Raw genomic sequence first — 20,172 nt, forward strand, 5'->3', positions numbered from 1 at the left:
TAGCTAATGCGACTGCCAAGGTTAATCTTTGTTTTATTCGGTTGATGGTTAAGAGGCTTGCTGCACCTTCTTAGATGTCAAATGGGTTCTATAAGCCGAACGGTTACATCTGCGTAATCAGAAGTTTGGGAGTTATCGTTCGCCAGCGCTACGGGGTACTGTGGGGCCAAAACAAACGCCGGGTGTTTGGCTTGCTCTTGAGAACTAGCCCAAACAGTAGCGCCCAGTCCTTGCACTAGTGTCGTGTATGGATTTATGTTGGTGACACCCAAATCGTGCATGAACAGCATCATCGGATACTTTGTGTTCGGATTGTAACCTTTGGGAATGAAGAGGTTATACGTGAGAACCAAGCCTGTCACTGGATCGGTGAACTTGAACTGCTGAAAATCATCTACGATCAAGTTCACTTGTCGGGTGTTTGAGACAGGTTTAGCAGTCGGGGAATACCGCAGACCAGACGCTGTTTGGACTTCTCCCGCCTGATTCACCGTGACCGATGCCTGGCGCAGCACGGGGCCTTGAGCGTTGTAAGTAGCAGCATTGGAATTGGCTGTGTCCAATTCAATGATGACGAATTTTCCATCCTTGCCAACTTCTGATTTTTCGGGTCGAGCATTAGCATACACTCGCGTGATATTACGACCGCTTACAGTGAAGGTGGTGGTCGAGAGGCTGCTGTTTTTGATAGGTGTGTTGTATTCAACGATGGAAGCCGTGAGACGTTGCCCATCGCCAAAAACCTCAGTCACAGAGGTAACGGCTTTGATGTGTTCGCTGTAGAAAACGGTGTCCTGCATCCCCATTCCGCCCTCGGGTCTGCGATCGCTTGGTAGGACACTTTTCGTGGGGATGTCGCTCATGGTGGCAGTTTGTGCTCCACTATGAGCTATAACGCCAACAGAAAGGAGAAGCGCGGCAAGGGGTGCGGTTATGCTCTTCATATTTCAAAGTCTGTCCCGACGAAACTATTGAATAGTTTCATCTTCCCCTATGTAGGTCAACAAACTGCTTAGATACGTCTGGAAAACATAGGGACTAGCAGGATAATCTCTTTGAAGCTTGCGGAGAGAGTGCCTCAATGTGGAGAGTGTTGCTTTAAGAGCAGATCATGCTATAGGTGATTTAGTACCCGAATTTTAAGCATGTCACAAAATCGCATTGCTCCCATGACAAATGACAAAAAATAGAATTTTAGTTTGCACTTTTTTAGCGCTGTCATCAGGTTTTTTTGGTGCTTACACTAGTGGGCAAATTACCATAATGTTGCATAGCCAAAAGTGTCAAAACCAACCTTGGGGTTTCAAGGAAATGTGCAACGCCTGGATGGCACCAGGAGCAATATGGCAAGGTAGCACAACAGGATTATGGACAGGAACTATTTTAGGGGCGTTTGTTGGTGGTTTGGTGACGCGAGAAGCTCGTAATTAATCTGTTGACTACTTAGTGATTAACTAAACCATGTTGCCCTATTATCAGGTATCAAAAATATAATGAATTGGGAAATTGTTCTAGCTAGTTTTGCTAGCTCTTTAATTGAATTAGTCGAGATTCTTGGTATAGTCATTGTTGTCGGAAGGTTGGCAGGTTGGCGTAATGCCCTGGTTGGTTCAAGCGGTGGCATTGCCTTGACATTACTGCTATCTTTGGTCTTAGGAAAAAGTTTGACACTGATCCCTGTAGATATTCTCAGAATTGTGGCGGGGATTTTACTACTACTTTTTGGGCAAAAGTGGACGCGTTCCATAGTTAGGTATTATGCAGGTCTTCCCAAAAAGCGTAAAGCTGATGGGGAAAATAGACTGGAAGAGCAACTAGCAAAAGATGAGAATCAATCTGGCTGGAACTGGTTTGCTGTTATCACCACCTTTAAGGGTGCTTTGTTGGATAGTGTAGAAGTAGCGATCGCAGTTGTAACTTTAGGTGCTGCCGAAAGTCAATGGCTAGAAGCAATTAGTGGCGCTGGTTTAGCGACATTTAGTTTAGTTGTGTTTGCCTTATTATTCAGAACGCCACTTCAGCAAATACCCGTCAAACCAATGAAATTTGTAGCTGCAATGCTGCTGATGGGATTTGGTGTTTATTGGCTGGGTGCAGGATTGGATGTGGAATGGACTGGTGGTCACTGGGCAATTATTTGGTTGCCTTTAGCTTGGGGTGTGGGTATGGCGATCGCCTCGGCAATTTGGCGCTGGCGAGCTAGTTTACAAAAACCAGAGGAAGCGATCGGTTAAGTGAAAATACTTTTGAGTTAATAACCCAAGCCTATTGTTTATATAAATTTGTCACGCCAAGACGCAAAGAATTGCAATTGATCCTCGGCAGCAAAAAAGCCAGTAGGCAGGTTTGGTGTCAGCAAGACTGGTAAAATCTACCCATAACCAAGAAGAGTAAATCACCATGCCTACCGAAACTAACCCAGGAAATCAAACTACCACAGGTGCTGATGCTATTGATGAAGCGATCGCACAGGGTATTGATTTTGATGGATCTCCGATTCCTCCTGCCAAGCTAGAACTTTATGGTAAAGTTATGGCGCTAGAAGCCAATAGACAGCGCAGTGGTGTATCTAATACTATGCGATCGCGCATTGTGCGAATTGGTGCAAAACACATTCCCCAACCAGAACTAGACCAATTACTCGCAGATGCTGGTTTCGCTCCCTTAAAAGAAAAAGAAATTGCCTTTTTCTATAGTGGTAAATAATTGTTGATATTTTACAACAGTTTTCAATTATTTGAACCAAATATGTTGTAGGGTACAGCAATGCTGCGCCCTCAATTGTTTATCTCACACATCCCAAATTGCCATCGGTATTTTGATTTGTTGAGTTCTTTCCTGATTGGGTTGAAAAGTGTATCTTCAGCAAGATATTCTCAACTCTGCCTTGTGTTTGAATTGGCAGATGGCTATATGTACTTAAGTAATAGCTGATAGACTTGGAGAACACATGTCAGGAACTACGTCAAATTCAGAAATGCAATACCGAGTCCTCGGCAGTACAGGAGAGAAAGTTTCCGCGATTGGATTGGGTGGTTGGCATATCGCCTTAAAGCATGTTGATGAAGAACTAGCTATCCGAATTGTTAGAACAGCCATCGATCGTGGCATCACCTTTATGGATAACAGTTGGGATTACAACGGTGGAGTCAGCGAGATTCGCATGGGAAAAGCACTGCGCGATGGCTATCGAGACAAAGTGTTCCTGATGACGAAAATCGATGGTCGCTCTAAAAAAGTAGCAGCAAAACAGCTAGACGAATCACTCAAACGCCTGCAAGTTGATTGCATCGATCTGGTTCAGCACCACGAAATCCTTCGGCACGAAGACCCACATCGAGTTTTTGACGAAGAAGGGGCGAATGCTGCTTTTATTGAGGCAAAAGAAGCTGGCAAACTTCGATATATCGGCTTCACTGGTCACAAAGACCCCTATGTTCATCTGCACATGCTGGAAGTTGCAGCCACTAACGGGTTTAAATTTGATACGGCGCAGATGCCGCTCAATGTGATGGATGCCCACTACCGGAGCTTTGAAAAGCTGGTTGTGCCAGAACTGGTTAAACAAAACATCGGCGTTCTGGGAATGAAAAGTTTGGCAAACGGTATTATTTTACGGTCAAAGACTGTAACGCCAATTGAATGTTTACACTATGCTTTGAATTTGCCCACATCGGTTGTGATTACCGGAATTGACAGCATGGAGATTTTAGAGCAAACTTTTGAAGCAGTGCGGACATTTCAGCCAATGAATGACCAGCAAGTGCGATCGCTTTTAGCAAAAACGGCTTTATCAGCATCACGCGGCGAGTTTGAGCCTTTTAAAACCTCATCAATTTTCGATAGCACTGCCCAAAATCCAGATTGGCTAGGGGAGGAACCACAGCGCATCCAGCAATTGATGTCAGCTTGATGTTTTTTAGTGTTGTGTCTAAAACAAGTTGACACTATGATACAACACTAAGTAAGTAAACGTAATTAAACATAAGAAAAAACCTCACCCTCAATCCCTCTCCGATGCTTTGGAGAGGGAAGCCGCAGGTAGGGTGAGGTTTTATATTTATAGGACTTACGCATTAGGTACGAAATGTAGGGGCAATTCATCAATTGCCCCTACGAGAAATCAGGGCTTTCGGTGCCTTTTTGCCTAAGTCCTGATTTAATTTGACCCACTTACTTAAAACATTTTGCAGTTAATTAACTTAACAGCGATCGCTCATGCCCAAAATTTGTGAATTGTTTAATTCGATCCTTATATTACCAGCAAAAAATCTTTACTCAAAATTCAATCTATCAAAATAGTGAATTCCATAACTAATGACGCAAAAAATTCTATCTAGGGATCGATATGGCTGATCAGCTAAATGAAGTAGAAATAGTATACTAAGTTACATGAGATTGTATTCTATGAAATTGAATTATGTTACAAAACAGGTTTCTACGGTAAAACGCTGGATTGCTACAACACTGTTTTGTATGTTAGCGATCGCTTTCGTTTGGCAAGGGGCATTTTTCTCGAACACTTCAGCAATGGCTGCTCCTACTGCAACCTTGATCGCATCATCAGACGCAGGCGATAAAGTTCAAGAAAAAACCAGTAAGGATGCTGGACGCGCCAAAAATTTCATCGACGATACGGCAGATAAAGTTAAGGAAGCTGCAAAGAGCAATGCCAGTAAAGTCGATCAAGCAACAGACAATGGTAGTTTTGTTGAGCGCAAAGCAAAGAAAGATGCGGCTACAATTCAAAAAAGAGCAAACGAAGATTCGGCTCGGACTAAAGAAGCAGTAGACAAGACAAAGAATGTTGTTGAACGGACTGTTGAGAATATCAAGGATGCTTTTGGTAAATAGTAATCCTATTTGATTTGGTTTAAATCGAAAGACTTAGATTCCCGACTTTTCTAAGAAGTCGGGAATATTGCTGTTTACAAATAATTTAAGAAAGTCTAAATTTATCGCACAGATTAATTTATAAACTTTGTGCTGTGATTCTTACCCCTATCCAGGGCTATTTCGTTCTAGACAGAAACCGCCCTGAACTAAAGTTCTTTAGCTTTTAGCTAAAGTCCGTTTTAACGGACTATAACATGAGTCTTAGTCGTCTTTAGACTACTTTCGCTATTAGACTCAGAATTCATTCTGAGGCGGACTAGATGAGAATGAAATAGCCCTGTACGCCTACCTACTTACTAAATTAGGACTTACGTAAAATATCTCTCAAACTATTATTTCTCCGTGTCGCGCCAGTTGCTTCTCCCAAGGGGAGACCCGCAAGGGACAAGTCTCTTAACCGCAAGGGGGCAGAGAAGCCACTGCGCCTCTGTGCGTTATTCCCTAACTCTTGCGTAAGTCCTATAAAGAAATACTGAGTTTAGCTAAAGCGAGCGATCTAGTTAAGAAATTTTCGCAAACTGCTGCACAATAGTTCTTTTTATACGAACAATAAATGGTTTTTAAGTATCATCACTTATTGACAAAATTGCTTTTACTTTAACTGATTTTAACCTTATTTGGACGAATTGTTAATGGATAAAAAATTTTTCACTATTATCAATTACGAAGTTATACTTTCCGCTACAACTTAGTAACAATAATAAGAGTCTGATTATGTGAACAACCCGACCGTGGGAAAATCAAAATACCGAAACTCCAAGTTAGAGAGGAAAACCTTATAATATGCATTTGAGCGAAATCACCCATCCTAATCAGTTGCACGGTTTATCTGTTCGCCAACTGCAACAGATTGCCCGTCAGATTCGAGATAAGCATCTCCAAACCGTAGCAGTTAATGGTGGACACTTGGGGCCAGGGTTGGGTGTTGTAGAATTAACACTAGGACTTTACCAGACACTGGACTTAGATCGGGATAAAGTTATTTGGGATGTAGGACACCAGGCTTATCCCCACAAACTGCTTACAGGACGCTACGATCGCTTCCACACCCTTAGACAAAAAGACGGAATTGCAGGTTATCTCAAACTCTGTGAAAACAAGTTTGATCACTTTGGGGCTGGACATGCTTCTACAAGTATTTCAGCAGCATTGGGCATGGCTTTAGCACGAGATTTAAAAGGAGAAAAATTTAAAGCCGTTGCTGTGATTGGGGATGGGGCGCTGACTGGGGGTATGGCTTTAGAAGCCATCAACCATGCTGGACACATGCCGAAAACTAACCTGTTGGTTGTTCTCAACGACAACGACATGTCTATATCTCGCAACGTGGGCGCCATTCCCCGCTATCTGAACAAAATGCGCCTCAGCCAACCGGTGCAATTTATTAAAGATAATTTTGAAGAACAATTTAAGCAAATTCCCTTCGTGGGTGAATCCCTGTCTCCCGAACTCGGACGAATCAAAGAAAGTATGAAGCGCTTGGCTGTTCCCAAGGTAGGTGCAGTTTTTGAAGAACTCGGCTTTACCTACATTGGGCCAGTCGATGGGCATAATCTCGAAGAATTGATTGCGACTTTCCAACAAGCACATCAAATACCAGGCCCAGTTTTGGTACATGTAGCAACAGTCAAAGGCAAAGGTTATGAAATTGCCGAACTAGATCAAGTTGGCTACCACGCCCAAAGCCCCTTCAATGTAGCAACTGGCAAAGCCATTCCTTCCAGCAAACCCAAACCCCCGGCTTATGCCAAAGTCTTTTCTCACACTCTGGTGAAACTTGCCGAACAAAACCCCAAAATCGTTGGGATTACTGCGGCGATGGCAACGGGGACAGGCTTAGATAAACTTCAAGCCAAACTGCCTAATCAATATATTGATGTCGGCATTGCTGAACAACACGCAATCACCCTAGCAGCAGGACTTGCAACTCAAGGGATGCGCCCCGTAGCCGTGATTTATTCTACCTTTCTGCAACGCGCCTATGACCAGATAATTCACGATGTCTGCATCCAAAACCTGCCAGTATTCTTCTGCTTAGATCGGGCAGGAATTGTTGGTGCTGATGGGCCTACCCACCAAGGTATGTATGACATCGCTTATCTGCGTTGCATTCCCAACATAGCAATAATGGCACCCAAAGACGAGGCAGAATTGCAACGCATGGTAGTAACTGGTGTTAACCATACCAGTGGCCCGATCGCTATGCGCTATCCTCGTGGTAATGGCTACGGCGTCCCCCTGATGGAAGAAGGTTGGGAACCTTTGGAAATCGGCAAAGGCGAGATTCTGCGTACAGGCGATGACGTGTTAATCGTCGGCTATGGCACAATGGTTTATCCAGGAATGCAAGCTGCGGAAATTCTCAGCGAACACGGCATTGAAGCAACTGTAATCAATGCGCGTTTTGTTAAGCCTTTGGATACCGAGTTGATTTTACCTTTAGCTAAGAAAATCGGCCGCGTCATCACCTTAGAAGAAGGCTGTGTCATGGGTGGCTTTGGTAGTGCGATCGCTGAAGCTTTACTTGATGCAGATATTCTCGTTCCTGTCAAGCGATTCGGTGTGCCAGATGTGTTAGTAGATCATGCTGAACCCAATGAATCTAAGACAGAACTAGGTTTAACTAGCCATCAAATAGCAGAGAGAGTGTTGCAAGCTTTCTTTAAGAAGCAAGTATCTGCTGTTGTTTAGTTAATTCTTTGTAGTAATAAATCGCCCACACTTGTTATTCAGGTGTGGGCGATTTGCTTATGTAACGTTAAACCCAAAGAACCCCACCCCGCCAAAGCTACGCTTTGTCTCCCCTCTTTGCAAGCGGGGAGGGGAGACTGTGGGAATCATCTTGTTCATCAGCAGCATTATTATTCCATCGCTGTAGTAGCAGTTGATAGCTCTATACTTTTGATAGGTTCGGTTCCACGAGTGAAGTTGATCCGCATTTCAAAAAAGGAAAAATATGCCAGGAACTACATTGAAGACTGCTCAAAACATTGGAATTCTCACATCTTTTAACTACAATGATGCTATAACAAATGCAAACCCAGTTGATTATTACAAATTCTCCCTGACAGGTACAAATGATATTAATTTAGTTTTGAGTGGAGTAGCTCAAAGCTATGTCAATGCATTCATCTATTACGACAAAAACAATAATGGATTGATTGATAGTGGAGAGCAACTTGCTTCTGATTTTGCTAGTTCCAGTCGGAATGCTCAATTGACTACAACATTAGGAGCCGGAAATTACTATGTTGGAATTTCTCAAGACTCCAACAACGTTAACACCAACTATTCTTTACAATTATTAGCCACATCTACACCCGGTTCGATTCCCTCAAATCCTGGGAACACACTTAACACTGCTTATAATATTGGCGCTTTGACTGGTGAACGAACTTTTACACAATTCGTTGGGAGTGTAGACCCAGTTGATTATTACAAATTCTCCCTGACAGGCACAAATGATATTAATTTAGTTTTGAGTGGAGTAGCTCAAAGCTATGTCAATGCATTCATCTATTACGACAAAAACAATAATGGATTGATTGATAGTGGAGAGCAACTTGCTTCTGATTTTGCTAGTTCCAGTCGGAATGCTCAATTGACTACAACATTAGGAGCCGGAAATTACTATGTTGGAATTTCTCAAGACTCCAACAACGTTAACACCAACTATTCTTTACAATTATTAGCCACATCTACACCCGGTTCGATTCCCTCAAATCCTGGGAACACACTTAACACTGCTTATAATATTGGCGCTTTGACTGGTGAACGAACTTTTACACAATTCGTTGGGAGTGTAGACCCAGTTGATTATTACAAATTCTCCCTGACAGGCACAAATGATATTAATTTAGTTTTGAGTGGAGTAGCTCAAAGCTATGTCAATGCATTCATCTATTACGACAAAAACAATAATGGATTGATTGATAGTGGAGAGCAACTTGCTTCTGATTTTGCTAGTTCCAGTCGGAATGCTCAATTGACTACAACATTAGGAGCCGGAAATTACTATGTTGGAATTTCTCAAGACTCCAACAACGTTAACACCAACTATTCTTTACAATTATTAGCCACATCTACACCCGGTTCGATTCCCTCAAATCCTGGGAACACACTTAACACTGCTTATAATATTGGCGCTTTGACTGGTGAACGAACTTTTACACAATTCGTTGGGAGTGTAGACCCAGTTGATTATTACAAATTCTCCCTGACAGGCACAAATGATATTAATTTAGTTTTGAGTGGAGTAGCTCAAAGCTATGTCAATGCATTCATCTATTACGACAAAAACAATAATGGATTGATTGATAGTGGAGAGCAACTTGCTTCTGATTTTGCTAGTTCCAGTCGGAATGCTCAATTGACTACAACATTAGGAGCCGGAAATTACTATGTTGGAATTTCTCAAGACTCCAACAACGTCAACTCTAGCTATTCTTTAGAGTTAGTCAACATTACGAATCCAGACCCAAGCATCACTGTCGCCTTAGCAAATCCCACTAGTGTTACTGAAGACGGCACCACCAACTTAGTTTACACCTTCACCCGCACCGGCAGCATCAGCAATGCCTTAACCGTGAACTATGACATTACTGGTACAGCTACCTTCAACATCGACTACACCCAACAAGGCGCAGCCAGCTTTAAAGCTACCACCGGAACAATTACCTTTGCAGCCGGAAGTACTACAAAAACCTTAACCATTAACCCGACAGCAGACATCGCTGTTGAAAGTAATGAAACCGTTAGTCTGACTCTAGCAACAGGAACTGGTTACGCCATCGGCACTACAACAGCCGTCACCGGAACCATTACTAATGATGATTCTGCATCGCCTAGTAGTGCGGGGAATAATACTTATTCTTTCGTAGCTAATACTCCCTTGGGAAGCAGGACAGTTACAGAAACTACAACAGGTGGCACTGATACTATTGACTTTAGTGGTACTACAGTTCCTGTAAACGTAAATCTGGGTGTAACCACCTCACAAACAGTTAATAGCAATCTTCAACTCATTATCTCTGCCAACAACGTTATCGAAAATGCAACGGGTGGCACAGGTAATGACCGTCTCACTGGTAATACATTGAATAACACTCTGATTGGCGGTGACGGAAATGACCAACTGCAAGGGTTAGCAGGAAATGACAGCCTTCAGGGAGGTAATGGTAATGATATTCTCACTGGTGGAACTGGTGATGACTTCCTCTTGGGAGGGCTGGGCGATGATATTCTCACTGGTGGAGCCGGCAAGGATAAATACCTGTTCCAAAGTAGTGGAGTTTTTAACACAAGCTTAGGTATTGATTACATCACCGAGTTTGAAGCGGGACAAGACCAGATTGTGCTAAGTAAAACCACCTTCAATGCTGTTACTAATAGTGTGGGTCAGGCTTTAACTGACTTTGCGGTTGTCAGTGACAATCAATTTGTCAACGCTAGTAATGCACGTATTGTCTTTAGCCAAAGTAGTGGCAGCCTATTCTATAATCGGGATGGCAATCTTCTGGGTGCAGGAACAGTATTTGAATTTGCTCGTTTAGGCAATCCTAATATTACTTTGAGTAGTAACGATTTTAGTCTGATTGCCTAGAACACCAATTCAGCCTTCTGCTTGGTAAGGAGTGACATTTGCAAAGGTATTTTTTTTAGGCCATTTAAGAAATAATTCCCTAATAGACATCTCCGAAAAAGAATGTAGAGACGCAAAATTTCGCGTATCTACAAGGGTTTAATTTTGCAGATATTTAATTTCCGGAGATGTCTAATGAAAACCCTTCCGAACTTTCTTAGCAGTTTGCCTATTTGAACGCTTTCGTAACAAAACAGCACTTGCCGCAGCAGGCAACAACCCTAGCCCGGAATTAGCTTCTGGTACAGAGTGCGGTTTAGCCTTATTTGAGAATAACTCTTGGCTGCTAAATGGCAAGTTAGCCAAACTAGGATTTAAGCAAACATTAGTATTCGGTGGTTGATTGGGAATAGCAAGAGTTTGACGCTGGTTAACCTCTGGTTTTCCATCGGTATTCAGCTCTATGTGTAGCGGTGTAGGTTGACAAAATGATGGCTCGCTTAAGTTAATAGCTGCCACCAAATCCCAAGCTGGGTTAGGAATCAACGGGTCATTTCCAGAAATATTTGTCAGAGCGTAGTCCAATAATTGTGATGCCAGAATGCTCTCAGGAGTACCAGTCGCTTTCCATGCTGCTTGGTCTGCTCGAGTAAACCCAATTTTATCGATCGCAATAAAATTAAAAGCTGACTTTTATTTCATAACTGCCAGTTTTGGATAAGCTGCACTTGATTGTTGCTTAATTCCCAAATTTTAAATAATTTTAGATGAAGCTTTGCTAAAATTAGAGCATATTCATAAATTAAAATCAAGCTGTAATTGTTCTACAGAAAAACCGCTTTAATTTACAACTGTAAAGTTTATTATTCTCTTAATAAATTTAAAAAAGGTTATCGTAAATTAAAGGGTTTAAGACCCCATACCCAAGACACGAGCTTGTGAGAGGGTTAGGGTCTCTCTTACAAAGTTCTGAGCGCCGGAAACCGGCGCTCAGACTTTGCGCTAAATCCCCAGAGGCTCATTCCTCTCGTAGAGAGGCTGTGCGTAGCTGGCTTCCCTGTAGGAGTACGCTAACGCAATGCTTAAAAAGTAATTGCGAATTGCGTTAGCGAGTCCGCGAGCGTCATTGCAAATTGCGAATTCTTTAATCCCTCTTTTTATGACAGTTTCTACTGAACAGGTTTATCCCGTTATTTGGCACAATGACTCAGTATCACTAATTGACCAAACGCGCTTACCAAAAGAATATACATTTGTGGAAATTCACCGCAGTGAAGATATGGCGCGGGCGATTAAAACCATGATTGTCCGAGGTGCGCCGGCAATTGGTGTGGCTGCGGCGTATGGAATGTATCTTGGCGCAAGGGAAATTAAGACAAGCGATCGCACCGAATTTTTGCAACACTTAGATAAAGTAGCCCAGTTGTTGCGTTCTACTCGTCCAACGGCGGTGAATTTATTTTGGGCAATTAGCCGGATGCTCAAAGTCGCCTACGAAACGCTGGGAACGGTAGAAGAAATCAAGCAAACCCTTTTGCAAACAGCCCAAGCAATTAACGCTGAAGATTTGCAAACCTGTCAGGCGATCGGTGACAATGGTTTAGCAGTTTTACCTACTACCCCAAAAAAACTAACACTGCTTACTCACTGTAATGCTGGGGCGCTAGCTACTGCTGGTTATGGTACAGCATTGGGTGTTGTGCGTTCGGCTTGGAGGGAAGGACGTTTAGAACGTTTATTTGCCGACGAAACCCGTCCCCGATTACAAGGCGCAAAACTCACTACCTGGGAATGTGTGCAAGAAGGTATTCCAGTGACATTAATTACTGATAATATGGCAGCCCATTGCATGAAACAGGGTTTAATTCATGCTGTAGTTGTGGGTGCCGATCGCATTGCTGCTAATGGCGACACTGCTAATAAAATTGGTACTTATGGTGTTGCGATCGCTGCTATTGCACATAATATCCCCTTCTTTGTCGCTGCACCTTTTTCTACCGTTGATTTTGAATTAGCCGATGGCAGTAAAATTCCCATTGAGGAACGCGAACCAACAGAAATCTATCAAGTTGGCGATACTATTCTCACACCTGCGGGTGTAGATTTTTATAACCCAGCTTTTGATGTAACTCCGGCTGAGTTGATTACAGCAATTATTACAGAAAATGGAGCGATCGCGCCTGGGGAATTAATGAAATCACAGGTAAAGCAATTAGCTTAACTCAATCTTGTATGAAAATGCACATAGCAAGACCCCCTCTGTAGTCCCACGCCAGTTCAAGAACCTAAATCAACTACTTCTTAATCTACGTAGTCACCCTGAATCTGGTAGATGTAGCCTTGTTTTTTGAGAGCCGCACAAAACGGCGTAACGTATTTGTTTATGAGATCATCGGTAGAACCTGAGTTCATAACATCTTTTGTTATTTCATCAGCCTTTTGTTTAAGGGCGGAAAATTCTTCGTCTGGGTAAACGCATAGCCCGTTTTCTATAAGTGGTTCACTGCCATCATGCAGTATTTTATAGGCACTCCAGAAAGTAGCTTCTCTAGACAAAATAAAAAATTCAGCCGTCTCTAGGTTGTCAGTCTCTTCTAGAGCATTGCTCATTTTTTGCAAGAACTCCTGAGCGATTGCTTCAGGGCTATTGTTTAGTGAAGCTTGTATGTTGTTGAAATAACTGGTTACTTTTTTGGAAACGTATATCTTCCCTGCTCGTTTATCTAGTAGAAAATCTCTACCGTATACAAAGCCTGCGCCCATCTTCATCGATAATATCAAGCTTTTAGAGTGCTTGTCCAAAGGGGCGTAGACCTTGAGTTTCTTATTAGTAAGTGATTTTCCAAAACCTTTAGCCATCGAAATAATTTTGTATTTCTACCTTTATACCAATATCTTCGCTTTCTTTGCGAGTATTGCCATAGTGGTCTGTCAATTTTGTTTTGAGAGATTTTGGTAGTGCGGGCAAGATGCCCGCGTGAGCGAGAGGCTCACACTACAATCCGTCATTTTTATCTTGACAAACTAACCTAGAAACCTCTCCCTGTCTCGAACTAAAGTTCAAGCCTTTCCCTCTCCGACTCGGAGAGGGACAGGTTTTACTATGTAAAACCAGGGAGAGGTCTTTTAATTCGACTAAAGTCTATTTAACCAAAATGCTGAATAATTGCGTCGGCAAACTCAGAACATTTCAAAGGTTCAACAGGCGGTTCTAGCAACCTAGCTAAATCGTAGGTAACTTGACTACTTGCGATCGCATCGCTTAAACCTTTCTTAACTAAGTCTGCGGCTTCTTGCCAACCCATAAATTCCAGCATCATCACCCCAGACAAAATCACTGAACCCGGATTAATCCGATCTAAGCCGGCGTGTTTGGGTGCTGTGCCGTGGGTAGCCTCAAATATGGCACTAGAATCACCAATATTTGCCCCTGGCCCCATTCCCAATCCCCCAACAATGGCGGCGGCGGCATCAGACAAATAATCGCCGTTCAAGTTCATTGTCGCCAAAATCGAATACTCATCTGGTCTGGTTTGGATTTGTTGAAAAATACTGTCAGCAATCCGATCATTCACCAAAACCTTATCTTTCCATTTACCCTCGCTGTGGGTTGCCCAAATTGTGTTAAGAACAGTTTCAACTTCCTTGACAACTTGCGCTTTCTTGTCTGGAGTCAGATTATCAAACCCAGGCTCAATTTGACGGGCGTTTTCTTCCAAGGAAAGATTCGGATTTTTTTCCTTGTTACTTAAAATCCAAGATTCCTGTTCAGTAACAGTTTCTTGACGAAATTCGCTGGTTGCTAGTTCATAACCCCAGTCACGGAAGGCGCCTTCGGTGTACTTCATAATGTTGCCTTTATGCACCAAAGTCACCTGTTGCTTATTTTTGGGCAATAGTAAGGCGTGTTTGATGGCGCGTCTAACTAGGCGCTGGGAACCAGTTTTGCTGATCGGTTTGATGCCAATACCAGAATCAAGAGGAATGCGTTTTTTCCCATGTTCTGGAGTAGCGGGGATCAGTTCTTCATTGATAATTTTAATTAAGCGATCGCCAATTTCGCTCCCTTGTCGCCACTCAATCCCTAAATAAATATCTTCCGTATTCTCCCGATAAACGATTACATCCAGCTTTTCAGGATTTTTGTGCGGTGAGGGCGTACCTGCATAGTAACGGCAAGGACGCACACAGGCATACAAATCAAAAATTTGCCGTAATGCCACATTTAAAGAGCGAATTCCCCCCCCAATGGGAGTAGTCAAAGGCCCTTTAATTGCGACACCATATTCTTCAATTGCCGTGAGAGTGTCTTGAGGTAAATACTGATAAGTACCGTATAAATCACAAGCTTCATCGCCAGCGTAAACCTTAAACCAACTAATTTGACGCTGACCCTTATAAGCTTTAGCTACCGCAGCATCTAGCACCTTTTGGGTAGCAGGCCAGATATCGATACCTGTACCATCGCCGCGAATAAAGGGGATAATTGGATTGTCTGGTACGATAGGTTCACCATTTTTGAAGGTGATTTTTGCTCCGGTTGCGGGGGGGGTAATCTTTTCGTACATCGTTCACACACTCCTAATCGATACGCTGCTATTGAAAAAAACCTTATGTGTCCAGGCTTGTATATTTTGCTGTGTTTTTTCTTTACCAAGCCATAAGGCGCAGATTTTCCCCCTATTTCCCTTGTACATTATTTGGGGATTAAGTGTGGGATTTCAGTGAAGCGATCGCAATTTTGTACGATCAAAAATAGTAAACTACTTTTCGCTATCAGTGCTTCACCTTGGACAAGCGCAATAGCTTACCGCTCTTTCACTGACCGCTAACACAAGAATGGCATGACAGACCCAATGATTTTATCAAGCCCTGCTAATGACATCGACTCCCTCCGACGACCGTTAATCGCTGGGTCTGAAAAAGTCCAACAGCAGATAATCCCACAGTTAGCTGAGTTGGGTAATGAGGGATTAGACGTGTTGATGGAATTTTTACTGAAACGACGTGAAAACCCAGCGACTTGGGTTGATGGCAAAGCTTACCAAGTCCTTTATAACTCTGATGCACCCCAAGCTCAAGAATTTCTGCGCTCTTGTTTTCCTGAGGGAATTGTACCTCTAAAATCAGAGTGTGGGATTAACTACAATTCTTTGCAACAGTTACTAGCTGTTCAAGACTTCCAAGCAGCCGATCGCGTCACCATAGAAAAAATGTGTGAACTATCAGGGCCAACGGCTGTACAACGAAAATGGTTGTATTTTAGTGAGGTAGAAAATGTCTCGGCTGTTGACTTGCAAACTATTAACAATCTCTGGTTAGTCCACTCGGAAGCTAAATTTGGCTTTTCAGTCCAGCGAGAAATCTGGTTAAGCTTGGGTAAAAATTGGGAGAATTTCTGGCCGAAAATTGGCTGGAAAGCAGGTAATAGCTGGACAAGATACCCTAACGAGTTTACCTGGGATTTGAGTGCGCCTAGAGGTCACTTACCCCTTTCTAATCAACTTCGGGGGGTACGGGTCTTTGCTTCTTTACTCTCTCACGCTGCTTGGTCGAAGAATTCAGAAAAATGATTTTGAGTCTAGGGACAAATAGATTATGATCAATCCCACTAACCGAGAATTCTACGTGTAAATTTGTCACCAATTGAGGATTTAAGTTTAAACGCAGAGGGGCGCAGAGTATAACGCAGAGGGGCGCAAAGTTTATTTGATTCCATTCGCTACGAACTTAGGCAAAGCTGCACTAAGATTTGTGATTAGAGTTGTGCAGGACAACCAAGTTTATGCACTTACAGATACTCGGAGGGGGCGGATAAAAGCCTCTAGTGTTGACTTGAAAGTGCCACAGATCCCAAACTAAAAATATCAAATTGGATAATGGCAAACGTTCGTCTAGAAGATATTAAACGTAGATTCAATAACGTCAGCGCTATTGAAGATATTACCTTTGAAATTCCTGATGGGGAGTTTTGGGTTTTAGTCGGGCCATCGGGTTGTGGGAAATCTACAATTTTGCGAACGATCGCGGGTTTAGAAACTGCCACATCTGGTAAACTATTTATTGGCGATCGCTTGGTGAATAATATCCCAGCCAGACAACGAGATGTAGCGATGGTGTTCCAAAATTACGCTCTCTATCCTCACATGAGTGTGGCGCAAAACATCGGCTTTGGCTTGCAAATGCGGAAGGTTCACCGAAAAATCATTCAAGAACGGGTGATGAATGTGGCGCGATCGCTTTCTCTAGATCATTTACTGGATCGTAAACCCAAACAACTCTCTGGGGGACAGCAACAACGGGTAGCATTAGGGAGAGCGATCGTTCGTCAACCACAAGTGTTTTTACTTGATGAACCTTTATCTAATTTAGATGCTCAATTGCGCGATGATACCAGAGCAGAATTAAAACAGTTACATCAAGAATTAGGCATTACAACTATTTACGTCACCCACGATCAAGTTGAAGCGATGACTTTAGCTGATAAAATCGTCGTCCTAAATCGTGGACGGATTCAACAAATCGGCGATCCCCAAACTATTTATGGAAGTCCTGCTAATCAAATGGTGGCAAGTTTTTTAGGCAGTCCACCAATGAATATTTTACCTGCAATCTATCAAAATAATGGTTTTGATGTCAGTGGACAGTTATTAGCAATTGCAGCAGTTTTGAGGGAAAAATTGCAGTTGCGTCAGGGACACAGTTTTAATTTAGGGATTCGTCCAGAGCATATTTTTATTAACGAACCGCCAAATAGCCAAAAAGACCAAGAAGCAAATGAGAGTCAGTTGGTTGTAGAAGTTAAAGTAGTCGAACCTTTGGGGAGAGAAACTTTGATTCGTGCTGGTTTACCTGGTTCGGCGGTGGTATTGAATATTCAGGTGGGCGGGGATATGCGTTTTCGTCCAGGCGATCGCCTTTCTCTACAACTCGATTTAAATTACTTGTTTGTATTTGATCCCAAAACTGGCGATAGAATATTATAAGCGCTTCGGAGATGTCTAATATAATTGTTTTGTGTGCGATCGCTATGACCGGATGTAGGGGCAATCGCTGTAATTGGTAGCGAGGGATAGGTTAGCGATCGCATCCAGAATCATCACCACACCGCCGTTAATCCAATTTTTGATCTGTAACTCTGATCTTGCCCTTGCGTGCGATCGCGCTCATTTGTTAACCCAATAGCGAAAATTTGCTGTATCTTTTGCCGAGTAAGAACTTTGGCGCGTCCATGCCGATTTACTTTCACCTTTGGCCGCTACACCCCGTTAACTCTTAATTTTCAGGTTACAGCAGTGAGAACTGTTTATATCCATAATCAGGATGAAATAATGATTCAATCACTACAAAAACTATTTACATTTGATGAATATTTAGAGTTTTTAGAGACACAACCGGAAAACATTCGTTATGAATTACACGATGGAGATATTATTCAAATGCCGCCGCCATCAGGCAAACACGAGCAAATAATAGCATTTTTAACAATGATATTAGGGTATGAGTGTCTTCGTCTTAAACTTTATTACGGTATACCTAAAACCGCTACAGTGAAGCCAGAAAATAAAATGTCAGGGTACTATCCTGATGTTTTATTAATGAATTTTTCTAACTTGGGTAATGAACCATTATGGGAGAAACAATCTATCCTTAGTAAACCCGATTCAATTCCATTGCTGATTGAAGTGGTGAGTACTAACTGGAGAGATGATTATCATAAAAAGTTTGCTGATTATGAAGAAATGGGTATTCAAGAATATTGGATTGTGGATTATGCTGCTTTGGGTAGCAAGGAATTGATAGGCGACCCCAAACAACCAACAATCACAATTTACTCTTTAAGTGATGAGGGTGAATATCGTGGTAAACAGTTTAGAGGAGACGAGCGTATAGAATCACCAAGATTTCCAGATTTAAATCTAACTGTTGAACAAATTTTTTCAGTGCGTTATTGATAAACACGCATTTCCCAACATTTCAGCAAAAAATACAAAACCCGTAACAACTAGTAATTGATAAAATGACAACTAAAAATGTTGATAAATACGTAGATGTTGCTCCTAAATCTAAGGATAAACTTAAGCCTATTACTATAGAAAATAGTCAAATACATATAATTGTCACCCTACTCATGAAAGGATCAACACTTGATGAATTTGATAATGAGGGAATGAATATCGGAACCGGACGGGAAGGATCGCGAACGTTCTTCAGTAAATACATAAGAGATATATGGGGATACGGGACTAAGCGTACTGTTAACCCGTCTGATCCTACTAACATAAATAAGTATGTGTTTCATTTACAGTTACCCGAAGGCATTGATCAGCCTATATTTAATTTTAAGCGAGGAAAAAAGTAAGAAAAAAGTTTAAGGTGGCTGGAATGCCTGACGACCTCGATTAACCATCTAATACCCGATAATTCCCTTAACACCCCGTAGCGTAGCGTCTCTTGTGACGACGGGGTTTATTTTTTGGTGGTTGGGTGCGAACCTATGATTAGTTGTAAAAAGATAGTTTAAGTAAAAATACATAAAGTTTTGAATGTTAGTACCTAATATTACAATTGTTGTAAATAGTTTCTTAAACTGCCAGAAATAATCGCCAATTCCCAATTTTTTGTACCCAAAATCTAAGAAAATAAAAACTGCAATAGAGACTTAATGAATTCGCTGCAAAAACCTATATGACTATTAATCGACGGTATTTCTTGTTTTTACTCACATCAGGTGCGGGTGCTTTTGCATTAGATGCTTGTGCATTAGCAGAGAAATCTCCTGAAGGAAATGCTGCAATAGCAAATACACCAGCAAAGACAACAGGGACTATCCAGCTACCGCCTTTACCTTACGCCTACGAAGCACTGGAACCACACATCGATGCCAAAACGATGCAATTTCACCACGATAAACACCATGCAACTTATGTAAAAAACCTGAATGCAGCGTTAGCCAAACATCCAGAACTCAAAAGTAAAAGTGTTGAAGAACTGTTGCAAAAACTTGACAATGTACCACAAGATATTCGCAAAATAGTACGCAATAATGGCGGTGGTCATGTGAACCACTCAATGTTCTGGCAAATTATGAAGCCGAAAGGTGGGGGAGAACCAACAGGAAATATAGCCTCCGCGATTAATCAAAATTTTGGCTCTTTTGCAGCTTTCAAAAAACAGTTTAACGAAGCTGGTGCTGGTCGTTTTGGTAGTGGTTGGGTTTGGCTAGTGCGTAACAAAGGTGGCAAATTGGAAGTGACAAGTACAGCTAATCAAGATAGTCCCTTAAGTGCAGATCAATATCCCATCTTGGGTAATGACGTATGGGAACATGCATATTATCTCAATTACCAGAATCGCCGCGCCGATTATTTAGATGCTTGGTGGAATGTAGTTAATTGGGATGAGATTAATAAGCGATTGGCAGCAGCAACTAAATTTGCCTGAAACTAGATAAAAATTTAGAGTTATAGGCGCTTAAAAACTGGCAACAAAAATGGGAAAATCCCAAATGTGTAAAAACATATTTTGTCATTGCGCTCGCCCTTGGTGTTCCCGCAGAGGTACGTAATGAAATTGAACGAAGCAATCGCAACATTTAGAGTTTGTGATTGCTTTATTGGGCAACTATAAAAGCTTAAAATCATTTATTCAAATGTACAATTTGAATAAAAACACTCTTGAGTTATTTTGATTAT

General features: G+C 42.0%; 18 protein-coding genes. 13 read left to right on the plus strand and 5 right to left on the minus strand.

What is annotated here, in order from left to right:
• Window positions 1–77: 77 nt before the first annotated feature.
• Window positions 78–800: a hypothetical protein gene (locus V7K32_RS12520; protein ID WP_334993590.1), complete on the minus strand. Its 723-nt coding sequence runs from the start codon at window positions 798–800 to the stop codon at window positions 78–80.
• A 376-nt stretch (window positions 801–1,176) separates the two neighbouring features.
• Between V7K32_RS12520 and V7K32_RS12525 the strand changes: the two genes are divergently transcribed.
• The 7 genes from V7K32_RS12525 to V7K32_RS12555 all read left to right on the plus strand — a co-directional run bounded on the left by V7K32_RS12525 (window position 1,177) and on the right by V7K32_RS12555 (window position 10,498).
• Window positions 1,177–1,431: a hypothetical protein gene (locus V7K32_RS12525; RefSeq protein ID WP_334993592.1), complete on the plus strand. Its 255-nt coding sequence runs from the start codon at window positions 1,177–1,179 to the stop codon at window positions 1,429–1,431.
• A 62-nt stretch (window positions 1,432–1,493) separates the two neighbouring features.
• Window positions 1,494–2,234: a COG4280 domain-containing protein gene (locus V7K32_RS12530; protein WP_334993594.1), complete on the plus strand. Its 741-nt coding sequence runs from the start codon at window positions 1,494–1,496 to the stop codon at window positions 2,232–2,234.
• A gap of 166 nt (window positions 2,235–2,400) precedes the next feature.
• Window positions 2,401–2,706 carry a small RNA NsiR4-regulated ssr1528 family protein gene (locus V7K32_RS12535; protein ID WP_334993596.1) on the plus strand — a complete coding sequence of 102 codons (306 nt, stop codon included), beginning with the start codon at window positions 2,401–2,403 and terminating at the stop codon, window positions 2,704–2,706.
• 244 nt (window positions 2,707–2,950) lie between these two features.
• Window positions 2,951–3,913: an aldo/keto reductase gene (locus V7K32_RS12540; protein ID WP_334993597.1), complete on the plus strand. Its 963-nt coding sequence runs from the start codon at window positions 2,951–2,953 to the stop codon at window positions 3,911–3,913.
• Window positions 3,914–4,407: 494 nt separating this feature from the next.
• The gene (locus V7K32_RS12545; protein WP_334993599.1) at window positions 4,408–4,854 is read left to right on the plus strand and encodes a hypothetical protein; all 447 of its coding nucleotides are present in this window, start codon (window positions 4,408–4,410) and stop codon (window positions 4,852–4,854) included.
• A gap of 825 nt (window positions 4,855–5,679) precedes the next feature.
• The gene (dxs, locus tag V7K32_RS12550; RefSeq protein WP_334993601.1) at window positions 5,680–7,587 is read left to right on the plus strand and encodes a 1-deoxy-D-xylulose-5-phosphate synthase; all 1,908 of its coding nucleotides are present in this window, start codon (window positions 5,680–5,682) and stop codon (window positions 7,585–7,587) included.
• A 265-nt stretch (window positions 7,588–7,852) separates the two neighbouring features.
• A complete protein-coding gene (locus tag V7K32_RS12555) occupies window positions 7,853–10,498 on the plus strand; it encodes a M10 family metallopeptidase C-terminal domain-containing protein (protein WP_334993603.1) in 2,646 nt (881 codons plus the stop codon).
• A gap of 171 nt (window positions 10,499–10,669) precedes the next feature.
• Here V7K32_RS12555 and V7K32_RS12560 read toward each other — a convergent pair whose 3' ends face one another.
• A complete protein-coding gene (locus V7K32_RS12560; RefSeq protein WP_334993605.1) occupies window positions 10,670–11,062 on the minus strand; it encodes a hypothetical protein in 393 nt (130 codons plus the stop codon).
• 574 nt (window positions 11,063–11,636) lie between these two features.
• Here V7K32_RS12560 and mtnA point away from each other — a divergent pair.
• Complete coding sequence (gene mtnA, locus V7K32_RS12565) at window positions 11,637–12,698, plus strand: S-methyl-5-thioribose-1-phosphate isomerase (protein ID WP_334993607.1); 1,062 nt, start codon at window positions 11,637–11,639, stop codon at window positions 12,696–12,698.
• An 80-nt stretch (window positions 12,699–12,778) separates the two neighbouring features.
• On the opposite strand, the gene V7K32_RS12570 is transcribed toward mtnA, so the two are convergent.
• Window positions 12,779–13,336, minus strand: a complete 558-nt coding sequence (locus V7K32_RS12570; protein WP_334993609.1) for a hypothetical protein — start codon at window positions 13,334–13,336, stop codon at window positions 12,779–12,781.
• A gap of 287 nt (window positions 13,337–13,623) precedes the next feature.
• A complete protein-coding gene (locus tag V7K32_RS12575; RefSeq protein WP_334993611.1) occupies window positions 13,624–15,045 on the minus strand; it encodes an NADP-dependent isocitrate dehydrogenase in 1,422 nt (473 codons plus the stop codon).
• A gap of 276 nt (window positions 15,046–15,321) precedes the next feature.
• Between V7K32_RS12575 and V7K32_RS12580 the strand changes: the two genes are divergently transcribed.
• Together V7K32_RS12580 and V7K32_RS12585 are read left to right on the plus strand one after the other, a co-directional pair.
• Window positions 15,322–16,050, plus strand: a complete 729-nt coding sequence (locus tag V7K32_RS12580) for a GUN4 domain-containing protein (RefSeq protein ID WP_334993613.1) — start codon at window positions 15,322–15,324, stop codon at window positions 16,048–16,050.
• A gap of 306 nt (window positions 16,051–16,356) precedes the next feature.
• Window positions 16,357–17,463 carry an ABC transporter ATP-binding protein gene (locus V7K32_RS12585; protein ID WP_334993615.1) on the plus strand — a complete coding sequence of 369 codons (1,107 nt, stop codon included), beginning with the start codon at window positions 16,357–16,359 and terminating at the stop codon, window positions 17,461–17,463.
• Window positions 17,464–17,576: 113 nt separating this feature from the next.
• Here V7K32_RS12585 and V7K32_RS12590 read toward each other — a convergent pair whose 3' ends face one another.
• A complete protein-coding gene (locus V7K32_RS12590) occupies window positions 17,577–17,726 on the minus strand; it encodes a hypothetical protein (protein WP_334993617.1) in 150 nt (49 codons plus the stop codon).
• Between the two features lie 82 nt (window positions 17,727–17,808).
• Between V7K32_RS12590 and V7K32_RS12595 the strand changes: the two genes are divergently transcribed.
• The 3 genes from V7K32_RS12595 to V7K32_RS12605 all read left to right on the plus strand — a co-directional run bounded on the left by V7K32_RS12595 (window position 17,809) and on the right by V7K32_RS12605 (window position 19,921).
• Window positions 17,809–18,432, plus strand: coding sequence for a Uma2 family endonuclease (locus V7K32_RS12595; protein ID WP_334993619.1), 624 nt, complete (start codon window positions 17,809–17,811; stop codon window positions 18,430–18,432).
• Between the two features lie 65 nt (window positions 18,433–18,497).
• Window positions 18,498–18,839 carry a hypothetical protein gene (locus V7K32_RS12600; protein WP_334993621.1) on the plus strand — a complete coding sequence of 114 codons (342 nt, stop codon included), beginning with the start codon at window positions 18,498–18,500 and terminating at the stop codon, window positions 18,837–18,839.
• Between the two features lie 326 nt (window positions 18,840–19,165).
• Entirely contained in the window at window positions 19,166–19,921 is a 756-nt protein-coding gene (locus tag V7K32_RS12605; protein ID WP_334993623.1) for a superoxide dismutase, read from the plus strand.
• Window positions 19,922–20,172: the final 251 nt, after the last annotated feature.

Origin of the sequence: Nostoc sp. (genome assembly GCF_036917635.1) — a bacterium.
GTDB lineage: Bacteria > Cyanobacteriota > Cyanobacteriia > Cyanobacteriales > Nostocaceae > Nostoc.